The sequence below is a fragment of the Bradyrhizobium sp. i1.15.2 genome (assembly GCF_040548425.1).
In the GTDB taxonomy this organism is placed as follows: Bacteria; Pseudomonadota; Alphaproteobacteria; order Rhizobiales; family Xanthobacteraceae; genus Bradyrhizobium; species Bradyrhizobium canariense.
Map to the genome: position 1 here is coordinate 110,160 of NZ_JBEPRQ010000014.1, position 19,529 is coordinate 129,688.

The 19,529-nt window shown below is 63.0% G+C and carries 24 protein-coding genes and 2 pseudogenes; 8 read left to right on the forward strand and 18 right to left on the reverse strand.

What is annotated here, in order from left to right:
- Positions 1-79: 79 nt before the first annotated feature.
- The 4 genes from ABIB80_RS24035 to ABIB80_RS24050 are packed head-to-tail and all read right to left on the reverse strand — an operon-like array spanning position 80 to position 3,075.
- The gene (locus ABIB80_RS24035) at positions 80-508 is read right to left on the reverse strand and encodes an HIT family protein (protein ID WP_007603258.1); all 429 of its coding nucleotides are present in this window, start codon (positions 506-508) and stop codon (positions 80-82) included.
- Between the two features lie 51 nt (positions 509-559).
- On the reverse strand, positions 560-1,801 hold the full coding sequence (locus ABIB80_RS24040; protein WP_083870077.1) for a GNAT family N-acetyltransferase: 1,242 nt from the start codon (positions 1,799-1,801) through the stop codon (positions 560-562).
- Positions 1,802-1,855: 54 nt separating this feature from the next.
- The gene (locus tag ABIB80_RS24045; protein WP_354128549.1) at positions 1,856-2,602 is read right to left on the reverse strand and encodes a glycerophosphodiester phosphodiesterase; all 747 of its coding nucleotides are present in this window, start codon (positions 2,600-2,602) and stop codon (positions 1,856-1,858) included.
- A 5-nt stretch (positions 2,603-2,607) separates the two neighbouring features.
- Positions 2,608-3,075 (reverse strand): RidA family protein, encoded by a 468-nt coding sequence (locus tag ABIB80_RS24050; protein WP_007603263.1) that lies wholly within the window; start codon positions 3,073-3,075, stop codon positions 2,608-2,610.
- A 232-nt stretch (positions 3,076-3,307) separates the two neighbouring features.
- Here ABIB80_RS24050 and ABIB80_RS24055 point away from each other — a divergent pair, with 232 nt between their 5' ends.
- Together ABIB80_RS24055 and ABIB80_RS24060 are read left to right on the forward strand one after the other, a co-directional pair.
- Positions 3,308-4,153, forward strand: a complete 846-nt coding sequence (locus ABIB80_RS24055) for a cell envelope integrity EipB family protein (RefSeq protein ID WP_354128550.1) — start codon at positions 3,308-3,310, stop codon at positions 4,151-4,153.
- A 64-nt stretch (positions 4,154-4,217) separates the two neighbouring features.
- Positions 4,218-4,619: a RidA family protein gene (locus ABIB80_RS24060; protein ID WP_219684926.1), complete on the forward strand. Its 402-nt coding sequence runs from the start codon at positions 4,218-4,220 to the stop codon at positions 4,617-4,619.
- Positions 4,620-4,660: 41 nt separating this feature from the next.
- Here the strand turns inward: ABIB80_RS24060 and ABIB80_RS24065 are convergent, their stop codons facing one another.
- The 3 genes from ABIB80_RS24065 to ABIB80_RS24075 are packed head-to-tail and all read right to left on the reverse strand — an operon-like array spanning position 4,661 to position 6,665.
- Positions 4,661-5,068, reverse strand: coding sequence for an ACT domain-containing protein (locus ABIB80_RS24065; RefSeq protein WP_354128551.1), 408 nt, complete (start codon positions 5,066-5,068; stop codon positions 4,661-4,663).
- Positions 5,068-6,357 carry a DNA polymerase IV gene (locus tag ABIB80_RS24070; protein ID WP_354128552.1) on the reverse strand — a complete coding sequence of 430 codons (1,290 nt, stop codon included), beginning with the start codon at positions 6,355-6,357 and terminating at the stop codon, positions 5,068-5,070. Before ABIB80_RS24070 ends, ABIB80_RS24065 begins: the two co-directional genes overlap by 1 nt.
- Positions 6,354-6,665: a DUF3572 domain-containing protein gene (locus ABIB80_RS24075; RefSeq protein ID WP_007603271.1), complete on the reverse strand. Its 312-nt coding sequence runs from the start codon at positions 6,663-6,665 to the stop codon at positions 6,354-6,356. The genes ABIB80_RS24070 and ABIB80_RS24075 overlap by 4 nt, the downstream gene beginning before the upstream one ends.
- 241 nt (positions 6,666-6,906) lie before the next feature.
- Between ABIB80_RS24075 and ABIB80_RS24080 the strand changes: the two genes are divergently transcribed.
- From ABIB80_RS24080 to ABIB80_RS24090, 3 genes are all read left to right on the forward strand, one after another.
- A complete protein-coding gene (locus ABIB80_RS24080; RefSeq protein WP_007603272.1) occupies positions 6,907-7,272 on the forward strand; it encodes a response regulator in 366 nt (121 codons plus the stop codon).
- A 14-nt stretch (positions 7,273-7,286) separates the two neighbouring features.
- Positions 7,287-8,660, forward strand: a complete 1,374-nt coding sequence (locus ABIB80_RS24085; protein WP_354128553.1) for a PleD family two-component system response regulator — start codon at positions 7,287-7,289, stop codon at positions 8,658-8,660.
- 445 nt (positions 8,661-9,105) lie between these two features.
- Positions 9,106-9,252, forward strand: a complete 147-nt coding sequence (locus tag ABIB80_RS24090; protein ID WP_354128554.1) for a hypothetical protein — start codon at positions 9,106-9,108, stop codon at positions 9,250-9,252.
- A 480-nt stretch (positions 9,253-9,732) separates the two neighbouring features.
- Here the strand turns inward: ABIB80_RS24090 and ABIB80_RS24095 are convergent, their stop codons facing one another.
- From ABIB80_RS24095 to ABIB80_RS24115, 5 genes are all read right to left on the reverse strand, one after another.
- Complete coding sequence (locus tag ABIB80_RS24095; RefSeq protein ID WP_007603280.1) at positions 9,733-9,891, reverse strand: hypothetical protein; 159 nt, start codon at positions 9,889-9,891, stop codon at positions 9,733-9,735.
- Between the two features lie 125 nt (positions 9,892-10,016).
- Positions 10,017-10,223 carry a GDCCVxC domain-containing (seleno)protein gene (locus tag ABIB80_RS24100; RefSeq protein ID WP_354128555.1) on the reverse strand — a complete coding sequence of 69 codons (207 nt, stop codon included), beginning with the start codon at positions 10,221-10,223 and terminating at the stop codon, positions 10,017-10,019.
- On the reverse strand, positions 10,220-10,420 hold the full coding sequence (locus ABIB80_RS24105) for a hypothetical protein (RefSeq protein WP_007603283.1): 201 nt from the start codon (positions 10,418-10,420) through the stop codon (positions 10,220-10,222). The genes ABIB80_RS24100 and ABIB80_RS24105 overlap by 4 nt, the downstream gene beginning before the upstream one ends.
- Positions 10,421-11,196: 776 nt before the next feature.
- Positions 11,197-11,415, reverse strand: coding sequence for a hypothetical protein (locus ABIB80_RS24110; protein WP_007603284.1), 219 nt, complete (start codon positions 11,413-11,415; stop codon positions 11,197-11,199).
- Between the two features lie 262 nt (positions 11,416-11,677).
- Entirely contained in the window at positions 11,678-12,286 is a 609-nt protein-coding gene (locus ABIB80_RS24115; protein ID WP_354128556.1) for a TetR/AcrR family transcriptional regulator, read from the reverse strand.
- A 129-nt stretch (positions 12,287-12,415) separates the two neighbouring features.
- Between ABIB80_RS24115 and ABIB80_RS24120 the strand changes: the two genes are divergently transcribed.
- A complete protein-coding gene (locus tag ABIB80_RS24120) occupies positions 12,416-13,654 on the forward strand; it encodes an MFS transporter (RefSeq protein ID WP_354128557.1) in 1,239 nt (412 codons plus the stop codon).
- Positions 13,655-13,667: 13 nt separating this feature from the next.
- On the opposite strand, the gene ABIB80_RS24125 is transcribed toward ABIB80_RS24120, so the two are convergent.
- Both ABIB80_RS24125 and ABIB80_RS24130 read right to left on the reverse strand, forming a co-directional pair.
- The gene (locus ABIB80_RS24125; RefSeq protein ID WP_354128558.1) at positions 13,668-14,117 is read right to left on the reverse strand and encodes a DUF6789 family protein; all 450 of its coding nucleotides are present in this window, start codon (positions 14,115-14,117) and stop codon (positions 13,668-13,670) included.
- A 66-nt stretch (positions 14,118-14,183) separates the two neighbouring features.
- Entirely contained in the window at positions 14,184-14,936 is a 753-nt protein-coding gene (locus ABIB80_RS24130; protein ID WP_246649430.1) for a DUF6064 family protein, read from the reverse strand.
- A gap of 60 nt (positions 14,937-14,996) precedes the next feature.
- Here ABIB80_RS24130 and ABIB80_RS24135 point away from each other — a divergent pair.
- Positions 14,997-15,381: pseudogene (locus tag ABIB80_RS24135) on the forward strand (MFS transporter); the annotation flags it as partial.
- 77 nt (positions 15,382-15,458) lie between these two features.
- Here ABIB80_RS24135 and ABIB80_RS39415 read toward each other — a convergent pair.
- Positions 15,459-15,737: a DUF7957 family protein gene (locus tag ABIB80_RS39415; RefSeq protein ID WP_473367965.1), complete on the reverse strand. Its 279-nt coding sequence runs from the start codon at positions 15,735-15,737 to the stop codon at positions 15,459-15,461.
- A 437-nt stretch (positions 15,738-16,174) separates the two neighbouring features.
- On the opposite strand from ABIB80_RS39415, the pseudogene plsY reads away from it, so the two are divergent.
- Positions 16,175-16,817 (forward strand): annotated as a pseudogene (plsY, locus tag ABIB80_RS24140) (glycerol-3-phosphate 1-O-acyltransferase PlsY).
- Between the two features lie 254 nt (positions 16,818-17,071).
- On the opposite strand, the gene ABIB80_RS24145 reads toward plsY, so the two are convergent.
- From ABIB80_RS24145 to ABIB80_RS24155, 3 genes are all read right to left on the reverse strand, one after another.
- Positions 17,072-17,626, reverse strand: coding sequence for a hypothetical protein (locus ABIB80_RS24145; RefSeq protein WP_219684936.1), 555 nt, complete (start codon positions 17,624-17,626; stop codon positions 17,072-17,074).
- 256 nt (positions 17,627-17,882) lie between these two features.
- Positions 17,883-18,050 (reverse strand): 50S ribosomal protein L33, encoded by a 168-nt coding sequence (gene rpmG / locus ABIB80_RS24150; protein ID WP_007603295.1) that lies wholly within the window; start codon positions 18,048-18,050, stop codon positions 17,883-17,885.
- Positions 18,051-18,174: 124 nt separating this feature from the next.
- Positions 18,175-19,500, reverse strand: coding sequence for an LLM class flavin-dependent oxidoreductase (locus tag ABIB80_RS24155; RefSeq protein WP_354128559.1), 1,326 nt, complete (start codon positions 19,498-19,500; stop codon positions 18,175-18,177).
- Positions 19,501-19,529: the final 29 nt, after the last annotated feature.

Here is a 19,529-nt window from a genome sequence, read left to right on the forward strand (position 1 = left end):
TAGCCCGCATGGAGCGAAGCGGAATGCGGGAACGGTCCCGGATTGCGCTTCGCTCCATCCGGGCTACGGGAGCTGAGACTCAAACCGCCTTCAACGCCGCGATCAGCTTGGTCGCGTTCTCTTCCAGCACTTTGACGTCTTCCTTGCGGCTGGCGGGCGGAAGCATCGCCACGCCGTCGTGGCGCGGCATCACGTGCATGTGGAGATGAAACACCACCTGTCCGCCGGCCGCCTCGTTGAACTGCTGCACGGTGATGCCGTCGGCCTTGAACGCCGTCATCGCTGCGGCAGCGATCTTGTGCGCGCCGCGGGCGACATGGGCGTAGTCGTCCGGCTTGATGTCGAGGATGTTGCGGGCAGGTGCTTTTGGAATCACCAGCGTGTGGCCAGGTACCCGCGGCATGATGTCGAGGAACGCGAGCACGTGCTCATCCTCGTAAACCTTGTGGCAGGAGAATTCACCGCGCAGGATCTTTGCGAAAATGTTGTTGGGGTCGTAGGCGGTCATGGCGGCGGCTCCCTAGAATTTGCGCTTACTGTCACCAGCCGCAACGAACCGTCAAGGCGCCTCGTCGGCGCCTTTGCGGAACGGGCCGAGCTCGGCTAGCTCACGTCCGGCTTCCGCGACATAGGCGCGCTCGCGCTTGAGGTAATCGTCGATGGCGCGGCGCAAGCCCGGATCGGCGATGAAGTGAGCGGAGTGGGTGGTCCGCGGCAGGTAGCCGCGTGCGATCTTGTGCTCGCCCTGCGCACCGGCTTCGACATTCGCCAGCCCGCGTTTGATGGCGAAGTCGATCGCCTGATAATAGCAGACTTCGAAATGCAGGAAGGGATGATGCTCGACCGCACCCCAGTTGCGGCCGAACAGCGTGTCCGAGCCGATGAAGTTGATCGCGCCCGCGATCCAGCGATCGTTGCGACGGGCCATCACCAGCAGCACGTCATCGCTCATGGTCTCGCCGATCAGCGAGAAGAATTCCCGCGTCAGATAAGGCCGGCCCCATTTGCGCGAGCCGGTCTCCATGTAGAACATGAAAAACGCATCCCATGCGTCTTCCGTAATGTCCTTGCCCGTGAGCCAGTGGATCGTGACCCCGGCGGCCAGTGCATCGCGCCGCTCGCGCTTGATCGATTTGCGGTGGCGTGAGTTCAGCGTCGCCAGGAAATCGTCGAAACTCGCAAAACCTTCGTTGTGCCAATGGAACTGCTGGTCGGTGCGCTGGAGGAAGCCGTGCTTGGCGAGCAGCTTCCACTCCGCTTCGCGGGCGAAAGTGACGTGCACCGAGGAAGCCTTGCTGACGCCGCACAGCGCCACCAGCCCGCTCGCCAGTGCCTCCGTGATGCGCTCGTGGTCGACGCCTTCGCGAACCAGCAGCCGCGGTCCCGTGGCCGGCGTGAAGGGAACCGAAACCTGCAGCTTCGGATAGTACCGCCCGCCGGCGCGCTCATAGGCATCGGCCCAGCCGCGGTCGAAGACATATTCGCCTTGCGAGTGCGATTTCAGGTAGCAGGGCACGACGCCGGCGACGCGACCGTCGATCTTGGCCACGAGATGCCGCGGCCCCCAGCCGGTGCGGATCGTGGCCGAACCCGATTTCTCAACGGCCGATAAAAACGCGTGGGAGACGAAGGGGTTATAGGCAGGCTTTGAGAGGCCGAGAGAATCGCCTGGAAGCCCGGATGAGGTTCCCTTGCCATGCCCATTACAAGACTTGCCGGGACTAGCGCAGGCGTCCCAGTCGTCCGGCGATACTTCGCCAATGGAAGGTACGGCCTCAAGGGTGATTTCGGATGGTGCCATCATGCCCAAGATCGTGCATTGCAGCAGCGACTTCAAGAGTGGGAAACATCAAGCCTACGGTACGAAGCCCTCGAAGATCATCTGATCCGCATGTTGTGCGACCCGCGTCCGCTGCTCGGTCGTACGCACGGTCCAGCCGAGCAGGGCGCAGCCGAACACATTGCGGGCGATCCAGGGGGCGGGGGCGGGCAGGTCGTCGACCCTGAAGGCGACGAAATGCGGCTGGGTCTGGAAGCCGTGGCGCAGGTACAGCATGCTGTCGCGCTGCTCCCGGGTCAGGTAAGCCCAGTATTCGTCCTGATAGCTCCGCTGCGCGACGATGCCGCGGGGGCGGGAGGGCAACAGCTCGCGCAGCGCCAGCACCTGGTCCGGGTCGAAGGACATGCCGACGGCGGGGCCGTCATAGGATGCCAGCACCTCGGCCATCCGCTTCACCAGCTTGCGGTCGCCGTCAAAATGGCTCTTGACCTCGATCACCAGCGGCACGCGGCCGGCGACCAGGCCGCAGAGGTCGCTGAGCGACATCATCCGCTCGGCCGTGTCCTTGAACGTGAGCGCCTTCAGTTCAGTGGCGGTTTTCTCGACCAGCGGGCCGGTGGCCTCGGTAAGGCGGCCGAGCGCATGGTCGTGATGCACCATGGCCTCGCCGTCGGCGGAGAGCTGGATGTCGACCTCGATCGAGAAATTGCCCGCAATCGCAGCCTGCACCGCGCCCGGCATGTTCTCGACGATGCGGCGGGAAATGTCGTGCAGGCCGCGATGGGCGACCGGGCGGGCTGTCAACCAATCAGGAGCGCGCATTCGCCTCAGGCGACCTCGAACACGCCTTCGACCTCGACCGCCGCATCCGCGGGCAGGGAGGCGACGCCGACGGTGGTGCGGGCATGACGGCCCTTGTCACCGAAGGCGGCGACCATCAGATCGGAGGCGCCGTTGAGGACCTTCGGCCCGTCCAGGAAGTCCGGCGCCGAGTTGATGAAGCCGCCGAGGCGCACCACGCGAACGACCTTGTCGAGGTCGCCGAGCGCCGCCTTGACCTGGGCCAGCAGGTTGACGGCGCAGCCGCGGGCGGCCGCCGCGCCCTCTTCGATGGTCACGCCGGCGCCGAGCTTGCCCTTGGCGATCAGCTTGCCGGCGGGATCGAAGCAAACCTGGCCCGAGACGAACAGCAGATTACCGGTGCGCACGAACGGGACGTAATTGGCCACGGGGGTGGGGGCCTCGTGCAGCTTGATACCCTGTTCCGCCAGCTTCTGCTCGACCGTACCCGCCATGTCCGACCTCGTTGTCCAAAAATCCATCCGCCGGGCAGATCCGTCGCAGCCCGGCGGGCCCTGTTTCGCCCATCGTGCCGCCACATGCAAGCAACCCTCGGGGGTGGCATTTTGTTGAGGCAGGGCAGGAGGTTCAACGCAAAGGCCGCAACTTTACGTGAAACGGCCTCAGTTGCGACGCAATGGAACGTTCATTAAAATGTCGAATCTGCGCTTTCCCCAGGGACCAGACATGCTGCACCTTTTCCGGACTTCGCTCGGTGCGACGGCGCTCGCGGCGGCCGCTCTCGGCCCCGGAGGCGGGGCGCTAGCCGCGAACGGTCCGTTCCTCGCGCATCAGGCGCTCTATGATTTGAGCCTGGTGAAATCGCGCTCCAATTCGATCAACAGCGCGCGCGGCCGCATCCTCTACAATTTCACCGGAAGTTCGTGCGAGGGCTACACCTCCGAATTCCGCCAGGTCTCCGAGCTCGACAGTGGCGAGGGCAAGGTCACGCTCAGCGATCTCCGCTCCAATTCCTGGGAGGACGCTGGCGGCAAAAGCTACCGCTTCAAGATCGAGACGCGGATGAACGAGGCGGATGCCGGCCGGGTCGACGGCTCGGCGGAGCGCGACGGCGACCACATCAACGTCAAGCTGAAGCTGCCGGCGCCGAAGAATTTCACGCTCGACGGCAAGATCGTGTTTCCGACCGAACAGATCCAGCGCATCATTGCCGCCGCGAAGGAGGGCAAGTCGCTGCTCGAGCTCTCCGTCTATGACGGCTCCGACGATGGCCAGAAGGTCTACAACACGCTGACCGTGATCGGCCAGCCGATCCCGGCCGAGCGCGAAGGTTCGCCCGATCCGTCGACGTCAGATGAGCACATGAAGTCGCTCAAGCGCTGGCCCGTCACCGTCAGCTATTTCGACCGCGAGGCCCAGCAGAAGGAAGGCGAGCAGACGCCGGTCTATGCGATGGCGTTCGAGCTCTACGAGAACGGCGTCTCGCGCCAGCTCGTGCTCGATTACAACGATTTTGTGATTTCGGGCGCGATGGGCAAGTTCGACGCGAAGGACAGCAAGCCCTGCAATTGAGGGCTGGCCTGCAACGCGGTCTCTGGCTAGGCTCCCTCCCAACCACAAACATCCGGGAGGCATCATGCCCAAGCTCGATCATCTCCGCCCCAGCGGCCTGCATCACAATCCCGCTTATTCGCATGTCGTCACTGCCACGGGGGCGCGGACGATCTACATCTCCGGCCAGGTATCGGTGGACGAGGAAGGGCGGATCGTCGGCGAGGGCGATCTCGCCGCGCAGACCACGCAGGTGATGCAGAATCTCGGGCACGCGCTGAAAGCAGCCGGCGCGAGCTACGCCAACATCGTGAAGATCACGACCTTCGTCGTGAACTACAAGCCGGAGCTGCGCCCGATCATCGGCAAGGCTCGCTCGGTCTTCTTCGAAGGCATGGAGCCGCCGGCGAGCACGCTGGTCGGCGTCTCGGCGCTCGCCGCGCCGGAATGGATGATCGAGATCGAGGCGGTGGCGGTCGCGGATTGAGATCTTTCCCGTAGCCCGGATTGCGCTGCGCTTGATCCGGGCTACGAGTGCGTAGCCTTGGACATCTCTTGCAGAAGAACCATCGCGTCGTCCGCCCTGTCAGCCGGCACAAATAGATGATCGTGGTGAAACGCCGAAACGGCGTTCACGCTGATGCCGGCTGCGGCGAGGCGTGCCGTGATTGCCGCCAGGAAGCCCACCACATCGAGTGCGGAGTGAACCGTCAGGGTGATCAGGCACGATGCGAATGCGTACCGTAGTCCCGCCGCTTCGGCCTGTTCGCGTGGGATCACGAGCGTCGTCCCTTCCTGCTCGCGGAACGTCAGCAAAGGGCTGAGCGCTGCGGGAATCGACTGGCCTGTCGGGATCGTGCAGAACACGAAAATGCCTGGCCGCATCTCCGGCTTCACGTGTCTCAGCAGCGCGTCGAGGTCGCGTTCGCCTGTCATCACTCCTGCGCCTTTTCCGGCCCCTCATACGCGATGCCGCGGATCACTGCGGCGCTGCCGAATTTCTTGCGCAAGCTGTCCACCGCGCGCTCGGCGTGGGCGGCGCGGCGGTCGAGCATGTCGGTGTCGTCGGCGACTGAACCCTCGCGCAACGCGCTGACGCCGGCGCCCATCAGACGGAAGGCGGTGCCGTCGATCTCTTTCGCCAGCATCTCGCGGCAGATCGAAAAGATCTTCGCGGCAAGCTGCGTCGGGGCCGTGATCGACTGCGAGCGGGTCCGCTGGCGGAAATCCGCGGTCTTCAGCTTCAGCGTGACGGTCAGGCCGGCGAGCTCGCTGCTCTTGAGGCGAGACGACGTCTTCTCGCAGAGGCGCCACAGGATCTTCTCCAGCGTCGCGAAATCGCGGATGTCGGTCTCGAACGTCGTCTCGCTCGAAATCGTCTTGGCGCCCCGATCGGGCTCGACGCGGCGGTCGTCGATGCCGCGCGCGAGCCGCCACAGCCTGCGGCCGTCGCTCGGAAACTGCCGCATCATCTCGATCTCGTCGGCCTTCTGCAGGTCGGCGATGATGCGGAAGCCGCGTTGCACCAGACGCTCCTGCGTCGCGGGTCCAACGCCGAAGATGAAACCGACGGGCTTCTCCGCAAGCATCAAGCGCGCTTCCTCCTGGTCGAGCGCGGCAAACCCGCGAGGCTTGTCGAGGTCGGAGGCGATCTTGGCCAGGAACTTGTTGCAGGAGAGGCCGACCGAGACGCTGATGCCGATGTCGCGCTCGATGTCACGTGCGAACCGCGCCAGCACCTTGGCCGGGATCATGCCGTGCACCCGTTCGGTGCCGGAGAGATCGAGGAACGCCTCGTCGATCGAGAGCGGCTCGACCAGCGGCGTCAGGGCCTGCATGGCCTGGCGCACCTCGCGCCCGACCCGGACATATTTCGCCATGTCCGGCGGGATCACGGCGGCATGCGGGCAGGCTTCCAACGCCTTGTACATCGGCATGGCCGAGCGCACGCCGTAGGTGCGCGCGATATAGCAGGCGGCCGACACCACGCCGCGCTTGCCCCCGCCGATGATGACGGGTCTGTCGGCGATGTCGGGGTTGTCGCGCTTCTCGACTGTCGCGTAGAAGGCGTCGCAGTCGATATGGGCGATGGTCAGGCTTGCGAGTGCGCGGTGGCGGGCGAGGCGGGGGGAACCGCAGGCGGAACAACGCCGAACGCCGATATCCAGATCGGCCGAACAATCCCGGCAGAAGCAGCGGGGCCCGGCCGTCTCCAGGGAGGTCACGGCACGTCGCGCTCCCAATTGGGGTCGCCGAGCGCGTCGCCGAGAACCTGCCGCGCTGCGGCAACGTTGGTCGGATGCAGTTCCGCAGCGCTGGCAAAGGCCTTCACGGTGGCGTCATCCCGCATCACGAAATCGAGCACGCTGAGCAGGAAATTGGGGTCCGAGGCGGCATTGCGCAGCGTCTCCGGGCCGACCCCTGTCTCGGCCAGGAACAGGCCCAGCCGCTCGGGTTCGCCCGCGACGAAAGACAGCGCCTGAAGCGCAACGATTTCAGCGACTTCGCGCGGGTTGTGAACAGGCTTTTTCACGTGGCCGGTTTGCCTTTCCGTTAACTTTCGGTGTCTACTTTGGGGTCACCATGCCCGAGTCTCGTTCCTGAGTCTTGTGACCCCCGACAAGCAACTGGAAACCACATCGCAGAAAGTCGGTCCTCGGGTTTAACGAAACTCAAGCGAATTCGAGGCTAGTTTGAATCCAGTTTTCGAAGCGCCGGCGACCGGCGCCTGAGGCGTCACATGCATCGGTCTGCGGACCAATCAGGAGGGCGGGATGGCTAAGACCGTCCTGATCGTGGAAGACAACGAGCTCAACATGAAGCTCTTCCGCGACCTGTTGGAGGCGCACGGCTACCAGACCACCGGTACCAGCAACGGCTACGAGGCGCTCGACCTCGTTCGCAAGATGCGGCCCGACCTCGTGCTGATGGATATCCAATTGCCGCAGGTCTCGGGCCTGGAGGTGACGCGCTGGATCAAGGACGATCCGGAGCTGCGCAGCATTCCCGTCGTCGCCGTCACGGCGTTCGCGATGAAGGGCGACGAAGAGCGCATCCGCGAGGGCGGCTGCGAAGCCTATTTGTCCAAGCCGATCTCGGTCGGCAAATTCATTGAGACGGTCCGACGTTTCATCGGATAGGAAGTGAGTTCACAGTGTCCGCGCGTATTCTCGTCGTCGATGACGTCCCTGCCAACGTCAAGCTGCTCGAAGCTCGCCTATCCGCCGAATATTTCGACGTCATGACCGCCGCGAACGGCACCGAGGCGCTGGCGATCTGCGCCCGCGCCGAATGCGACATCATCCTGCTCGACGTCATGATGCCGGACATGGACGGTTTCGAGGTCTGCCGCCGCCTCAAGAACGATCCGGCCACGCACCACATTCCCGTCGTGATGGTCACCGCGCTCGACAGCCCGGCCGACCGCAACCGCGGGCTGGAAGCCGGCGCCGACGATTTCCTGACAAAACCCGTCTCCGATGTCGTGCTGATCGCGCGCGTCCGCTCGCTGACCCGGCTGAAGATGATGACCGACGAGCTGCGCATGCGCGCCATCACTTCGCTCGAGATCGGCATGCAGGCGCCCGAGCGCAGTGCAATCTCCGACACCGGCAAGGGCGGCCGCATCCTGCTGGTCGACGACCGCCAGTCCTCCTATGAGCGGCTGGCGACGATCCTCGCCGCCGAGCACACCATCGACGTCGAGCCGAACCCGACGGAAGCGCTGTTCCACGCCGCCGAGGGCAATTACGATCTGCTGATCGTCTCGCTCGACCTCAACAATTTCGACGGCCTTCGGCTGTGCAGCCAGGCGCGCTCGCTGGAGCGCACGCGGCATGTGCCGATCCTGGCGATCGCCGACCCCGAGAACGCCACGCGGCTGCTGCGTGGGCTCGAGATCGGGGTCAACGACTATCTGCTGCGTCCCATCGACAAGATCGAGCTGCTGGCGCGTGCCCGCACCCAGATCCGCCGCCGCCGTTACACCGACCATCTGCGCGACAACGTGCAGAACTCGATCGAGATGGCAATCACGGACGCGCTCACCGGGCTGCACAATCGCCGCTACATGGAGAGCCATCTCGCGACGCTCGCCGAGCAGGCCGCAACCCGCGGCAAGCCGCTGGCGCTGATGATCCTGGACATCGACTACTTCAAGTCGATCAACGACAATTACGGTCACGACGCCGGCGACGACGTGCTGCGCGAATTCGCCGTGCGGGTGCGCAAGTCGATCCGCGGCATCGACCTTGCCTGTCGCTACGGCGGCGAGGAATTCGTCATCGTGATGCCGGAGACCGATCTCCACGTCGCCGGCATGGTCGCCGAGCGCCTGCGCCGCTCGATCGCCGGCGAGCCCTTTGCGATCCACAAGGGCACCAAGCGCATCGAGGTCACGATCTCGATCGGCCTGACCACGCTGGAGCAGAAGGGCGAGGCGGTTGGCGACGTCCTCAAGCGCGCCGACACTGCGCTGTACCGCGCCAAGCACGACGGCCGCAATCGCGTGGTGTCGCACGCGGCGTGAGGCCGCTCGCACAGGCCGGCGCAAAAAAACGCGAAAACAACCCCATGCACAGTAGCCGACGCTAGTCGGATCAATGGCTTACGTCGGCCGCAAAACGGCTGATGCTGGACCGCAATGCCGTTTGACTCGTCGGGCAAAACAGGAGCATGCTGCTAGCATTCCGAAAATCCCACGAACTCTGCTGTCATTCCCCGCGCAGGCGGGGAATCCAGTACGCCGCGGCGTCTCGGCTCAAGCGATGGAATCCATGTGGACCGAAAGTCCGGGTTACTTCTGATCGACGTTGCTGGTCCCCGAACCTGGCGTACCGATCGGCAAGCCGTTCGCCGCATGACCGACGCCAACGCCCGGCGCACTGACGGCTCCTGGAGTTTGATCTTGCGGAAGTGTCTTGATCCCCGTCCTTGCTTGCTCAGCGGGGCTCATCTGGTCCCTGTTATCGCTGTTGGCACCATTGGTCGCCGTGATGCCGGACCTGTCGCTCCCGTTTGGCGTGCCGATCTGTGTCGATCCGGTCGCGGTGCTGCCCGCGCCCGAGCTGCCCGGTGCGGCCGGTGTGCTCGCGGTGTTGCCGTTCGGCGTCGGGGGCTGAACGTTCGGGTTGGTTGGAGAGTTATTGGTGTGAGCGCCGGTTGAGGTTGCGTTTGTGCCCATGCCGGATGGGGCCGAGGGACCTCCATTGGCGGCGCCAGACGTGCCAGTGCCTGCACCTGAGCTCGCGGATGATCCGGACGCGCCGCCGCTCGCGGCCGCGCCACCACCACCTCCGCCGCCTTGTGCGAGGACCGGTGCGGCAACAGCGAAGGACAGTGCGGCTGTACGAAGAAGCGATTTTCGATTCATGACCTTCTCCGGTGTAAAGAAGGTCAACTACGCCGAAATGGCGATTGTTCCTTTCAGTTCGGTCATTCAGGTGACCGCTCCCGGATTTCCGAGAGAGGCTGTTTCATATGGCGCGTCAGGCAGCCTTTTCCTTGAGTTCGAAGTCCATGGTCCAAGTCGATTTTCCCGGCCGCGTGCGGAATATCCATGTCGTCACGCTCGAACCGGGCGGGATGACGATGCTGTCCCCTTAGTGCATCGTGAACTGCCGGATGTTGCTTTCGGTCGCCCAGATCGAATGAGAATAAACATCCTTGTCGCTGGTCTTTGTGCAGCTCAGAACTCCTCCGTTCATAACGGCGCGGGTGGCGGTCTGGCTGACGGACGAGTCCATGTGGATGGTAGTCATCGTGGCAATCTCCAAAAGAATGAAAAAAAACGCCAGATGCTCCCTTGGGTTGTCGTGACGTGTCAAGCATGCCGCAAAACGCTCGCACCACTCCTCTTGTGCTGCATCCACTCCCTTCAGGGCAGCTAGTTAGAGCAGCCCGTGCCGTTCTCTTGAACCGGCGGACAGGGAACGGTGCCGAAGGAACAGAACACGCAGCAGTCGCCGGGGAGCGGCTTCAGACGCTCGCCGCAGCGTTTGCAGTCATAAAAGAACTGGCAAGCGTCGATCGGCATGACCTCGGCAGCAGCGTGACCGCACTTGGGACACGTGATCGTGGAGTTCAGGATCATTTACCAGGCGCGTGGCAGACACCGAGCAAGGATTGCCGGCGAGCCTTCTTCTGATCGGTCACCAGTTTTATCTTCTCTCTCAAAACGAGGATTTCGGAATATTCCTTTTGGATCTCTCGGGGGCTGCGAAGTGCTTCAAGCTGCCGGGCGGTCAGTTTTAATATCGCGGCAATATGCGTACTCTGGATGTGGTGCATGGGATCAAATCTCTTCGTCGGGTCAGCGCTTGGAGAGGCTTTAGGGGGAAGCCCACCATCCGTCGGGGAATGGCTCCAGCAAAGTCTGGTCGACTTGGTTGTCGTTGTCAGGGGGGCTGATAGCTCCTGCATTCCAGCTTGGTGGCGCGCGACGACGGAGGCGGACAGACAGGGCGCCTGGTTCACGACTTCGAAGGCGGCGCGAAGCAGGATGTGTCAAGCGTAATGGAGGCACAGCGCGGGCGCTTCGCTCTGCTTCTTCGACCAGACCTCGAAGATATTCCAATTCTGAGAGCTGAGAAGTGAGTTCGCTAAGTTGTTGGGCATAAAGGATTGCGCGAGAGCTTCGCATGGATGTTCTCCCCAGCACAAAAAGAACTATCGGGAAAAAATGGCAATCTACCATAGGTAAACATCGGATTTCAATACGTCAGGCTCACTGCTTCAGGGTCGCGGCTTCGGCCAGCGCGTCCATGACGCGCTGAAGAAGATGCGGCCAGGCGGAAGGCAATTGAGACAGCAAAAGGAACCCCAGCTTCAGGGCGGTGAAGCTGGGGCTGTTGAGCTGCCTTGGCGAAGCAGCTGCCCCCTTGGGGAGGGGCACGGGAAAACTTGGCAATCGGCAAGTCGTTCCTAGCCGAACAAAAATGAGCCCCAGCTCCGGGGGCAATGGGAAGAGCTGGGGCCCGACTGGACTGCATTACCGATATAGGAATGGGCGTCGGAAAAATTGGTGACCGGCGAGCCGTTTCAACTGTGGTGCCGCCGAAAAATGTTTAGCGGCCTCTGTCGTCCTTTCCGTTGGGGCTGCCATCGCCGCCGCCGTTACCCCAGCCATTGTTGCCGTGGTGGTGATGGACCGCGCTCGCACCCGATTTAGCAATTGCATCGGACGTGAGGGAGGTGGAGAGCAGCAGCGTTATAGTTGGAGGTGTCACGGCTGCGAACTTTCCGCAGGTCTTTAGAAATTCGCGGCGGTCGTCCTGGTCAGGCATGGGTTCTCTCCGGGGCTGGCGGAAATATTAAATACGATAAATCAAATTAAATCAATTTAACTATGTTAATAGGCTCGGTCACGAAGTGCGGCCATAAGTTGCGGCACCAGCTGTTCGCTCTTCGCTACTCCCTCAGGGATACCGGCGCGCTCCCTTCAAGAGATCGAAATGAAGCTCGGCCAACGGGTTGGCCGCTGGAGTGCGTGCTGGCCTGCCCGGCCTTCTTGCGGCGGGCGGATCGGGTTCTGATCTCGTAGCTACTTCAGGGATGCCGGGCCGGCCGTTTGCCTCGCTTCACCGCAGTCTCATCTCCCACATCCACCCCCGCATTTCGCAATAACACCGTCGCCGCCTCCTTCGCGGCACGCGCCATTGCGGGGTCGTCGCGGACGAGGTCCTGTGCGATGGAGCCGTCGACCAGCAGCACGAGCTGCGTTGCGAGCGCCTCTGCATTCGTAACGCCGAGCTCGTTGAGGCGGTCGCGAAACCAGATGAGGCGGCTTTCCTTGAAGGCGATGGCGATCTTCTTCACGGCACGATCCGCCGGGCCAAGCTCGGCGACCGCATTCACGAATGGGCAGCCGCGAAAGTCCTTTGCGGCGAAGCGGCGCTGCAGCGAATCGAAGGTGGCGAGGATCTGCTCGGCCGGAGGCTTGTCCGAGGGGCGGGGCTGCACGAAGCGGCGCTCCAGATAGGCCGCGATCAGCGCGTCCTTGGAGGGGAAGTGGTTGTAGAGCGTGCGCTTGGAGATGCCGATCTCGGCCGCGATGGTGTCGACGCCGATGGCGCGAATGCCTTGCAGATAGAACAGCTTGTCGGCGGTCTCGAGGATCCGCTCTTTCATCGTCTGTGGGGCGGGCGGGGGAGCCATGCGGCGGTGAATGTCCTGTTCGCTTGACAGTGCACGCTATCCATAGCCTAAGTACACAGGTCTGTGTAACCAAAATCAACCGATATTGCAGACGACGGCGCTCGCGCCGCGCCGATGAGGGAGACGAAAATGCCCCTGTTGCAGGTCCTGCGCCCGACATTGCCCATCCTGATCGGCGCCTCGATCATGCTGACGCTGAGCATGGGGCTGCGGCAGAGCCTCGGCATCTTCATGCAGCCGCTGACCCACGACATCCATCTGTCGATCTCCGACTTCACGCTGGCGCTGGCCGTGCAAAACCTCGCCTGGGGCTTTCTCCAGCCGCTCGCCGGCGCGATGACCACGCGCTACGGCTTCCGTCCGATCATGATAGCAGGCTCGTTCATGTACATCGCGGGCCTCGTGCTGATGGCAACCGCGAACGGCCTCGTCGCCATCATGATCGGCGCCGGCGTGCTGATCGGCACCTCGCTCGCCTGCACCGCGGCTGCGATCGCGATGTCGGTGGCGGCGCGCGCGGTGCCCGCAACGGTGCGTTCCACCGTGCTCGGCATCGTCTCGGGCGCGGGCTCGCTCGGCGCGTTGCTATCGGCGCCGATCGGGCAGATGCTCAACGAGGGATTCGGGTGGCGCGTCGGGCTCGCCGGCTTCGTGGTGATGTCGGTGCTGATGATCCCGGCGGCCTGGTATGCCGGGCGCGTCGACGCGGTCCCGCCGCCGAAGCCCGCGACTGACGAGATCGTCGATGCCACGGCGTTGATTGCAGCGAAGACCGCTTTCGGCAACGCGTCGTTCGTGGTGATGACCTGCGCCTATCTCGTCTGCGGCATGCAGCTGGTGTTTCTCACCACGCATCTGCCGTCCTATCTCGCGATCTGCGGCCTCGATCCGATGCTGAGCGCGCAGACGCTCGGGATGATCGGCGGCTTCAACGTGCTCGGCTCGCTGTTCTTCGGCTGGGCCGGCCAGCGCTGGAACAAGCTCGCACTGCTCGGCGGCATCTACGTGCTGCGTTCGCTGGCGCTGGCCTGGTACTTCATGCTGCCGGCGACGCCTGCCTCGACCCTGCTGTTCGGCGCGATCATGGGCTTTTTGTGGATGGGCGTGGGCCCGCTGGTCGCGGGCGCGGTCGCCGAGATGTTCGGCCTGCGCTGGCAGGCGATGATCCAGGGTCTCGCCTTCATGAGCCACCAGATCGGCAGCTTCCTCGGCGCGTATGGGGGCGGCGTGCTCTACGACGCGCTCGGCTCCTACACGATGGCCTGGCGCATCGGCGTCGCGCTGGGGCTGGCCGGCGGCATCATCCAGGTCGCGTTCGCGCTGATCCGGCCGTCGCAGCCGCCGGCGCCGGTGTTGCGGACGGCGTAGGGAGGCCGCGTCTTCAATTGAGCGCGTCGTAAACGATGCCCAGGATGACGCTGTAAGTCAGGAGCATCGCCAGCGAGAACAGTGCTGGCGAAATGCCAAGCCCAGCCTGCACTCCGAAAAATCCTAGCCCGATCATGGGAAAGAACACCAACCCCATGGTCGCCCATCCGAGCACGCCGTATGCCATTCCTTTGATCGCTCCGATATTGCCTGGCAGCCATCGATAGAGCTGTCCAAAGGCGAGACTGACGAAGGTTGAGCCATTCAGGAATGAAAGTAGCCACGGCACCACTGGATGGATTGCCGTGCCGGTCACATGGCTCAGCGTCGTTTGGAGGCTTTCATAGGGCTGGAATGATGGAAGCAGTCCAGCCCAAAACTTGAAGTACATCAGCAGCGAATGCGCGATGCTTCCGCACAATCCTGCAACAACTGCCTTCCAAATCATGTTGCCTGAAGGCATGCCAAGTCGTCCATTCTCGGAAGTGGCTTTCCAACATGGGCGCGCGGTCGCTGCCACACGTTGCAATCAGGGGCTCAATTCGGTTGAGGGCGTCAATCTCGTCTCGGCTAGTACGGTAGGTGTATGTCGGTTCCCGACGACGACGATCGGAACGGCAATGAAGCCGCTAATCAGAAGCAGCCAATCCTGCCGAACGTCCAGGAAGATAGCTGCGCTCCCGCCGATGATTGACCAGATGAAGGGGATCACCAGGAGCCAGTAGGACAAGCGGTCGGTCGTCATAAGTAAAAGACCGAAGGTGAAGATGGTAACAGGGCAAGGAGCTACACCGAACATCGGTAACGTCGGCCAAGAATGCCCCGCTGCAATTCCGATCATCGGATAGATGAGAGATGCGTAGAGAACAAACCCCGCGCCGATCACCGCTCGAAGCCCGAAAGTCATCGCGAAACGAAGGCCGCCGCGGACGACACCCGTGTAGAGCAGTGCCACGCCCTCAATGACGAACAAGGCGCCAAAGGCGAACGCGGCCTTGTTTATCGAGGAGAAGAAGACGCCGTGATAGAAAATGCCAGTGCTCAGCCACATCAATCCGAGGACGGCTGAGACAACGCGATCAGAGGCACGGCCTTTCCAGAGAACGGCGGCGACGGCGATGGCGCCAAGCGCATAAGCAAAAATTTGCGCGGGCCAGATTGCCGTATTGTAGGCCGCGAAGACGCTGAGGAACTGCTCAAGGGTGAAGGGAAGCATGGTGCGCTCGTGCCCGATCGTTTGAGCGTAGAGGACTGCGTTGCTTCGCTGCTTGACGAGGATCAACGTCCCTCGGGGGCAACTCGTGGCCGAGGGGCGACATGGAGGCTGTCCGTCGCAGCCGCCGCGCTGCTTGGCGGCATCTACGTCCTGCGCTTGCTGGCGCTGGCCTGGTACTTCATGCTGCCGGCGACGCCTGCCTCGACCCTGCTGTTCGGCGCCATCATGGGCTTTCTGTGGATGGGCGCCGGCCCGTTGGTCGCGGGTGCCGTCGCCGAAATGTTCGGCCTGCGTTGGCAGGCGATGATCCAGGGCTTCGCCTTCATGAGCCACCGGATCGGCAGCTTCCTCGGGGCGTACGGCGGAGGGGTGCGTCTACGACGCGCTCGGCTCGTATACGATGGCCTGGCGCATCGGCGTCGCGCTGGGATTGGCCGGTGGCATCGTGCAGGTGGCGTTCGCGCTGATCCGTCCGTCGCTGCCGCCGGCGCCGGTGTTGCGGACGGCGTAGGGGGAGGGGGAAGCGCACGGCTTAGCCTTCATCGCGGCATGCACTGCAGCGGGCATCCGACCACGGGAGACCGCCCACTACTTAGTGAATTGTGTTCGCACTGTCTCACCCGTCAGGGGATCGAGCCAAACGGTGTAACAGCTCCAGCTATTGGCTCGGATTAGATCACCTTCAAGTTCTGCATCCACGAAGCAATCGCCTGCGTCCTTGGTTGGAAGGGTCGCCTTCCACCTCACTCGCTCGTCCGGTTCAATACAGACCAGATTTTGGTCTTGCTCAGACTTTCGGTTCCACGCGAAGACGATGACTCGGCCGACATCGTTGGGAAGACAAACGGACTTATGGATTCTTCTCATGTCGGCGAGGCCATCCCGGCTGGTGTTTTTTCATATCAGGACAAGCTTCGTGAAGCCATCCGATCTCAGTGGTGTCTCCTGTGCGTCTAGAAGACACGGCAGCTTCAGGAGCCCGCCTAGCCCAGCTCTCGTGCCCGGACACAGCGCAGCGTCACTTCGAAGGTGCGCTGCAGAACCGGGGCCCATGTCGCTGCATCGTGCTGTGTTGCTTTCTGGGTCCCGGCTCTGCGCAGCAGCGTTTCACGCTGCAGCGCGTCCGGGACATGAGAGCGAACTTGCGAAGGCGCAACCCCGGGCCAATGCCGAGCGGTGCCAGTGTTGCGGACGGCATAGCGGAGCGGGTGCTCACGAGCATCCGCGGCCTCTTCAGACCCATGGCGGTCAGACGAAGTCGGGGATAAAACAGCGTTCAAACTGGACCTAAGACCCATGGCTTTTTGGATACGGTTGGGTTGGTGATCGCCTATCTTCTCGGCTCGGTCTCCACGGGCTATCTGGCGGGGAAACTGCTCAGGGGTATCGACATCCGAAGGCATGGCTCCAGGTCCACCGGGGCAACGAATGTCTTGCGCACTCTCGGCAAATGGCCTGCCTTGTTCGTGCTCGTCGGCGATGTGCTGAAGGGCGTGGGTGCCATTATCGTCGCGCGTTCGTTCTGTCCTTGGCTGTACGCGGAATTATCCCCGCCGGCGACAGCGTCTGATCTGCAGGTCTGGGTGCCATGGGCTGTTTTGTCTGGCTGGAATTGCCGTGCTGTTGGGACATAGCCGATCGATCTGGCTGAACTTCACGGGCGGCAAGTCGGCCGCGGCCGGGCTCGGTGTGTTGCTGGCGATGTCGTGGCCCGTGGGATTGGGGGCTGCAGCCGCCTTTGGCTTCGTGCTGGCTATGACCCGGATCGTTTCCTTGAACTCGATGCTCGCGGCGTTGACGGCAATTGTTCTTGTCTGCGCGGTCGAGCACCCATTGCCGTATCGGTTGCTGGTGATCGGAGGCGGCCTCTACGTGATCATCCGCCATCGTGCCAACATCCAAAGGCTTTTGGCGGGAACGGAGCCGCGTCTGGTTCGAAATGGCTAGGGTACGAAAGCGGAAGCGCAGGTTTAGCACAGGACTCATCGGCGGCCGCTTATTGAGGTGCCGCAACGCCCGGTCGTCGAACGGGCCTGAACGCTGTGCGGGTGACTTGCGCGTCGCAGCGCGCCCGGGACACCAGAGCGCACAAAACGGGGCCCACCGGGCCCCGTCGAAAGTCCGTAGTCTATCCCGCGATCCTGTTTGTCTTGGCTTCGCTGAATCCGACGTGCCCGCGCGCGACCAGCTGGCAGCATGGACTAACGCGTGCGTCCTGACCGCTTGAGATCGGCGACCTTGAACCTGTTGCCGGCCTGCAGGCTGCTGCAAAACCAGTGGGCTCTGTTTCGAAACTCGCCCAGGAACACCTTCGTCTCGACGCAATCCACGTAGGATTTATGGGTGATGGTGTCTCGGCACGTTGGCGAGAAAGGTCCATAGTTCACGTTACCGCCCGACTCGCTGCATCCAATCCAGGGCTCGTTGCCGTGCCGGAAGCTTGATGCACAGCCGCCGTTGCAGCTGCTGGCGACTTTCTCCAGGCTGGCAATCCTCCCCATCACAGAACCCGGCGCATAGGAAGGCGTGCGCGCGGTTGGCGTTCGAGCTGTTGATACAGTCCGACGCGGCGCAATTGTGTTTACTCCCCGCTCCGACAGATGCGGCCTTGCCACCTGTTTCGGCGCGTCGACCGTGACGGGGGGAATCGTGGCGGCGGAGCCGGTTGGGATTTGCGACGCTGCCGGCGCGCACAGCAAGACGGTCGACAAGGCAGCGACGGCTGAAGGCACGACAAGGCTTGATGAGAATCTCATGACCATGTCCTTCCAAAGCCGGGACGGACATTCCGCCCGGCAAGTGCACGGTAACATACATTTGGAGGCGGGCAACCGAGGGTTGATAGAATAACTGGCGATGACTCGCTGCGCCGAGCTCAGCTCTCGTGCCCCGGTCGCAGCGCAGCGTCACGTCCACGGGGCGCTGCTGCGCGTCCGGGACACGAGAGAGGGGCCAAAATAAAACGGGGCCCGAAAGGGCCCCGCAAAAGTCTTCTACGTTCCGCGATCTTGCTTACTTGATCTTGGCTTCGCGGAATTCGACGTGCTTGCGCGCGACGGGATCGTACTTCTTCTTGACCAGCTTGTCGGTCATGGTGCGCGAATTCTTCTTGGCGACGTAGTAGAAGCCGGTGTCGGCCGAGGACACGAGCTTGACCTTGATGGTGACCGCTTTGGCCATGTTCAGTACCTCAGGAATGAAGGGAATCTGGAGCCGGCCAAATGGCCCGCGTTGGCCGGCAACCTAGCCAGAAACCGCCTGATGTCAAGATTTTAGGGCTCGAAAAGCACTCAAATCGGGCCAATCAGGCCTCGAAGAACCGGTTTTTCGGCCGCGGCAGGCCCAGATTCTCTCTCAAAGTGGGCCCTTCGTACTCTTTCCGGAAAATCCCGCGGCGCTGGAGCTCCGGGACCACCTTGTCGACGAAATCGTCGAGGCCGGCGGGCAGGAACGGAAACATGATGTTGAAGCCGTCCGAGCCGCGCCCGACCAGCCATTCCTCCATCTGGTCGGCGATGGTTTTGGCCGTGCCGACGAAGGATAGCCCGCCATAGCCGCCGACGCGTTGGGCGAGCTGGCGCACCGTGAGCTTGTCGCGCGCGGCGAGATCGACCATTCGCTGGCGGCCGCTCTTGCTGGCGTTGGTCTCGGGAATTTCGGGAAGCGGTCCATCCGGATCGAAGCCGGAGGCATCCGTGCCGAGGACGACCGAGAGCGAGGCGATGGCGCTGTCGTAATGCACGCGGCTGTCGAGCAGCGCGCGCTTCTCCCTGGCCTCGTCGACGCTGTCGCCGACCACGACGAAGGCGCCGGGCAGGATCTTGAGGTGTTCGGGATCGCGGCCGACCTTCTCCATGCGGCCCTTGATGTCGGCATAGAGTTTCTGGCTGTCGGCAAGACTGCCGCCGCCGGTGAAGACGGCTTCAGCGGTCTCAGCGGCGAGCTGCCTGCCATCCTCGGAGGCGCCGGCCTGCACGATCACCGGCCAGCCCTGGACGGGGCGGGCGATGTTGAGGGGACCGCGCACTTTCAGATATTTGCCGTGATGGTCGAGCACATGCATCTTGGCGGGATCGACGAACACGCCGCTGTCGACATCGCGGACGAAGGCGTCGTCGGCAAAGGAATCCCACAGGCCGGTGACGACGTCGTAGAACTCGCGGGCGCGCTTGTAGCGCTCGGCGTGCTCCATGTGGTCGTCGAGGCCGAAATTCAGCGCCGCATCCGGGTTCGAGGTGGTGACGATGTTCCAGCCCGCACGCCCGCCGCTGAGATGGTCGAGCGAGGCGAAGCGCCGCGCGACGTGATAGGGCTCGTCGAACGTGGTCGAGCCCGTCGCGATCAGGCCGATCCGCTCGGTGACGGCGGAGAGCGCCGACAACAGCGTGAACGGTTCGAACGAGGTGACCGTGTGGCTGCGCTTCAGCGCATTGACCGGCATGTTCAGCACGGCGAGGTGATCGGCCATGAAGAAGGCGTCGAACTTGCCGGCCTCGAGCTTCTGGATCAGCGTCTTGATGTGGCCGAAGTTGAAATTGGCGTCCGGCCAGGCCCCGGGATAGCGCCAGGCGCCGGTGTGGATGCTGATCGGGCGCATGAACGCGCCAAGCTTGAGTTGCCGTTGTGCCATCGCCCGGTGTCCGTTCTTGGTGTCGTTCC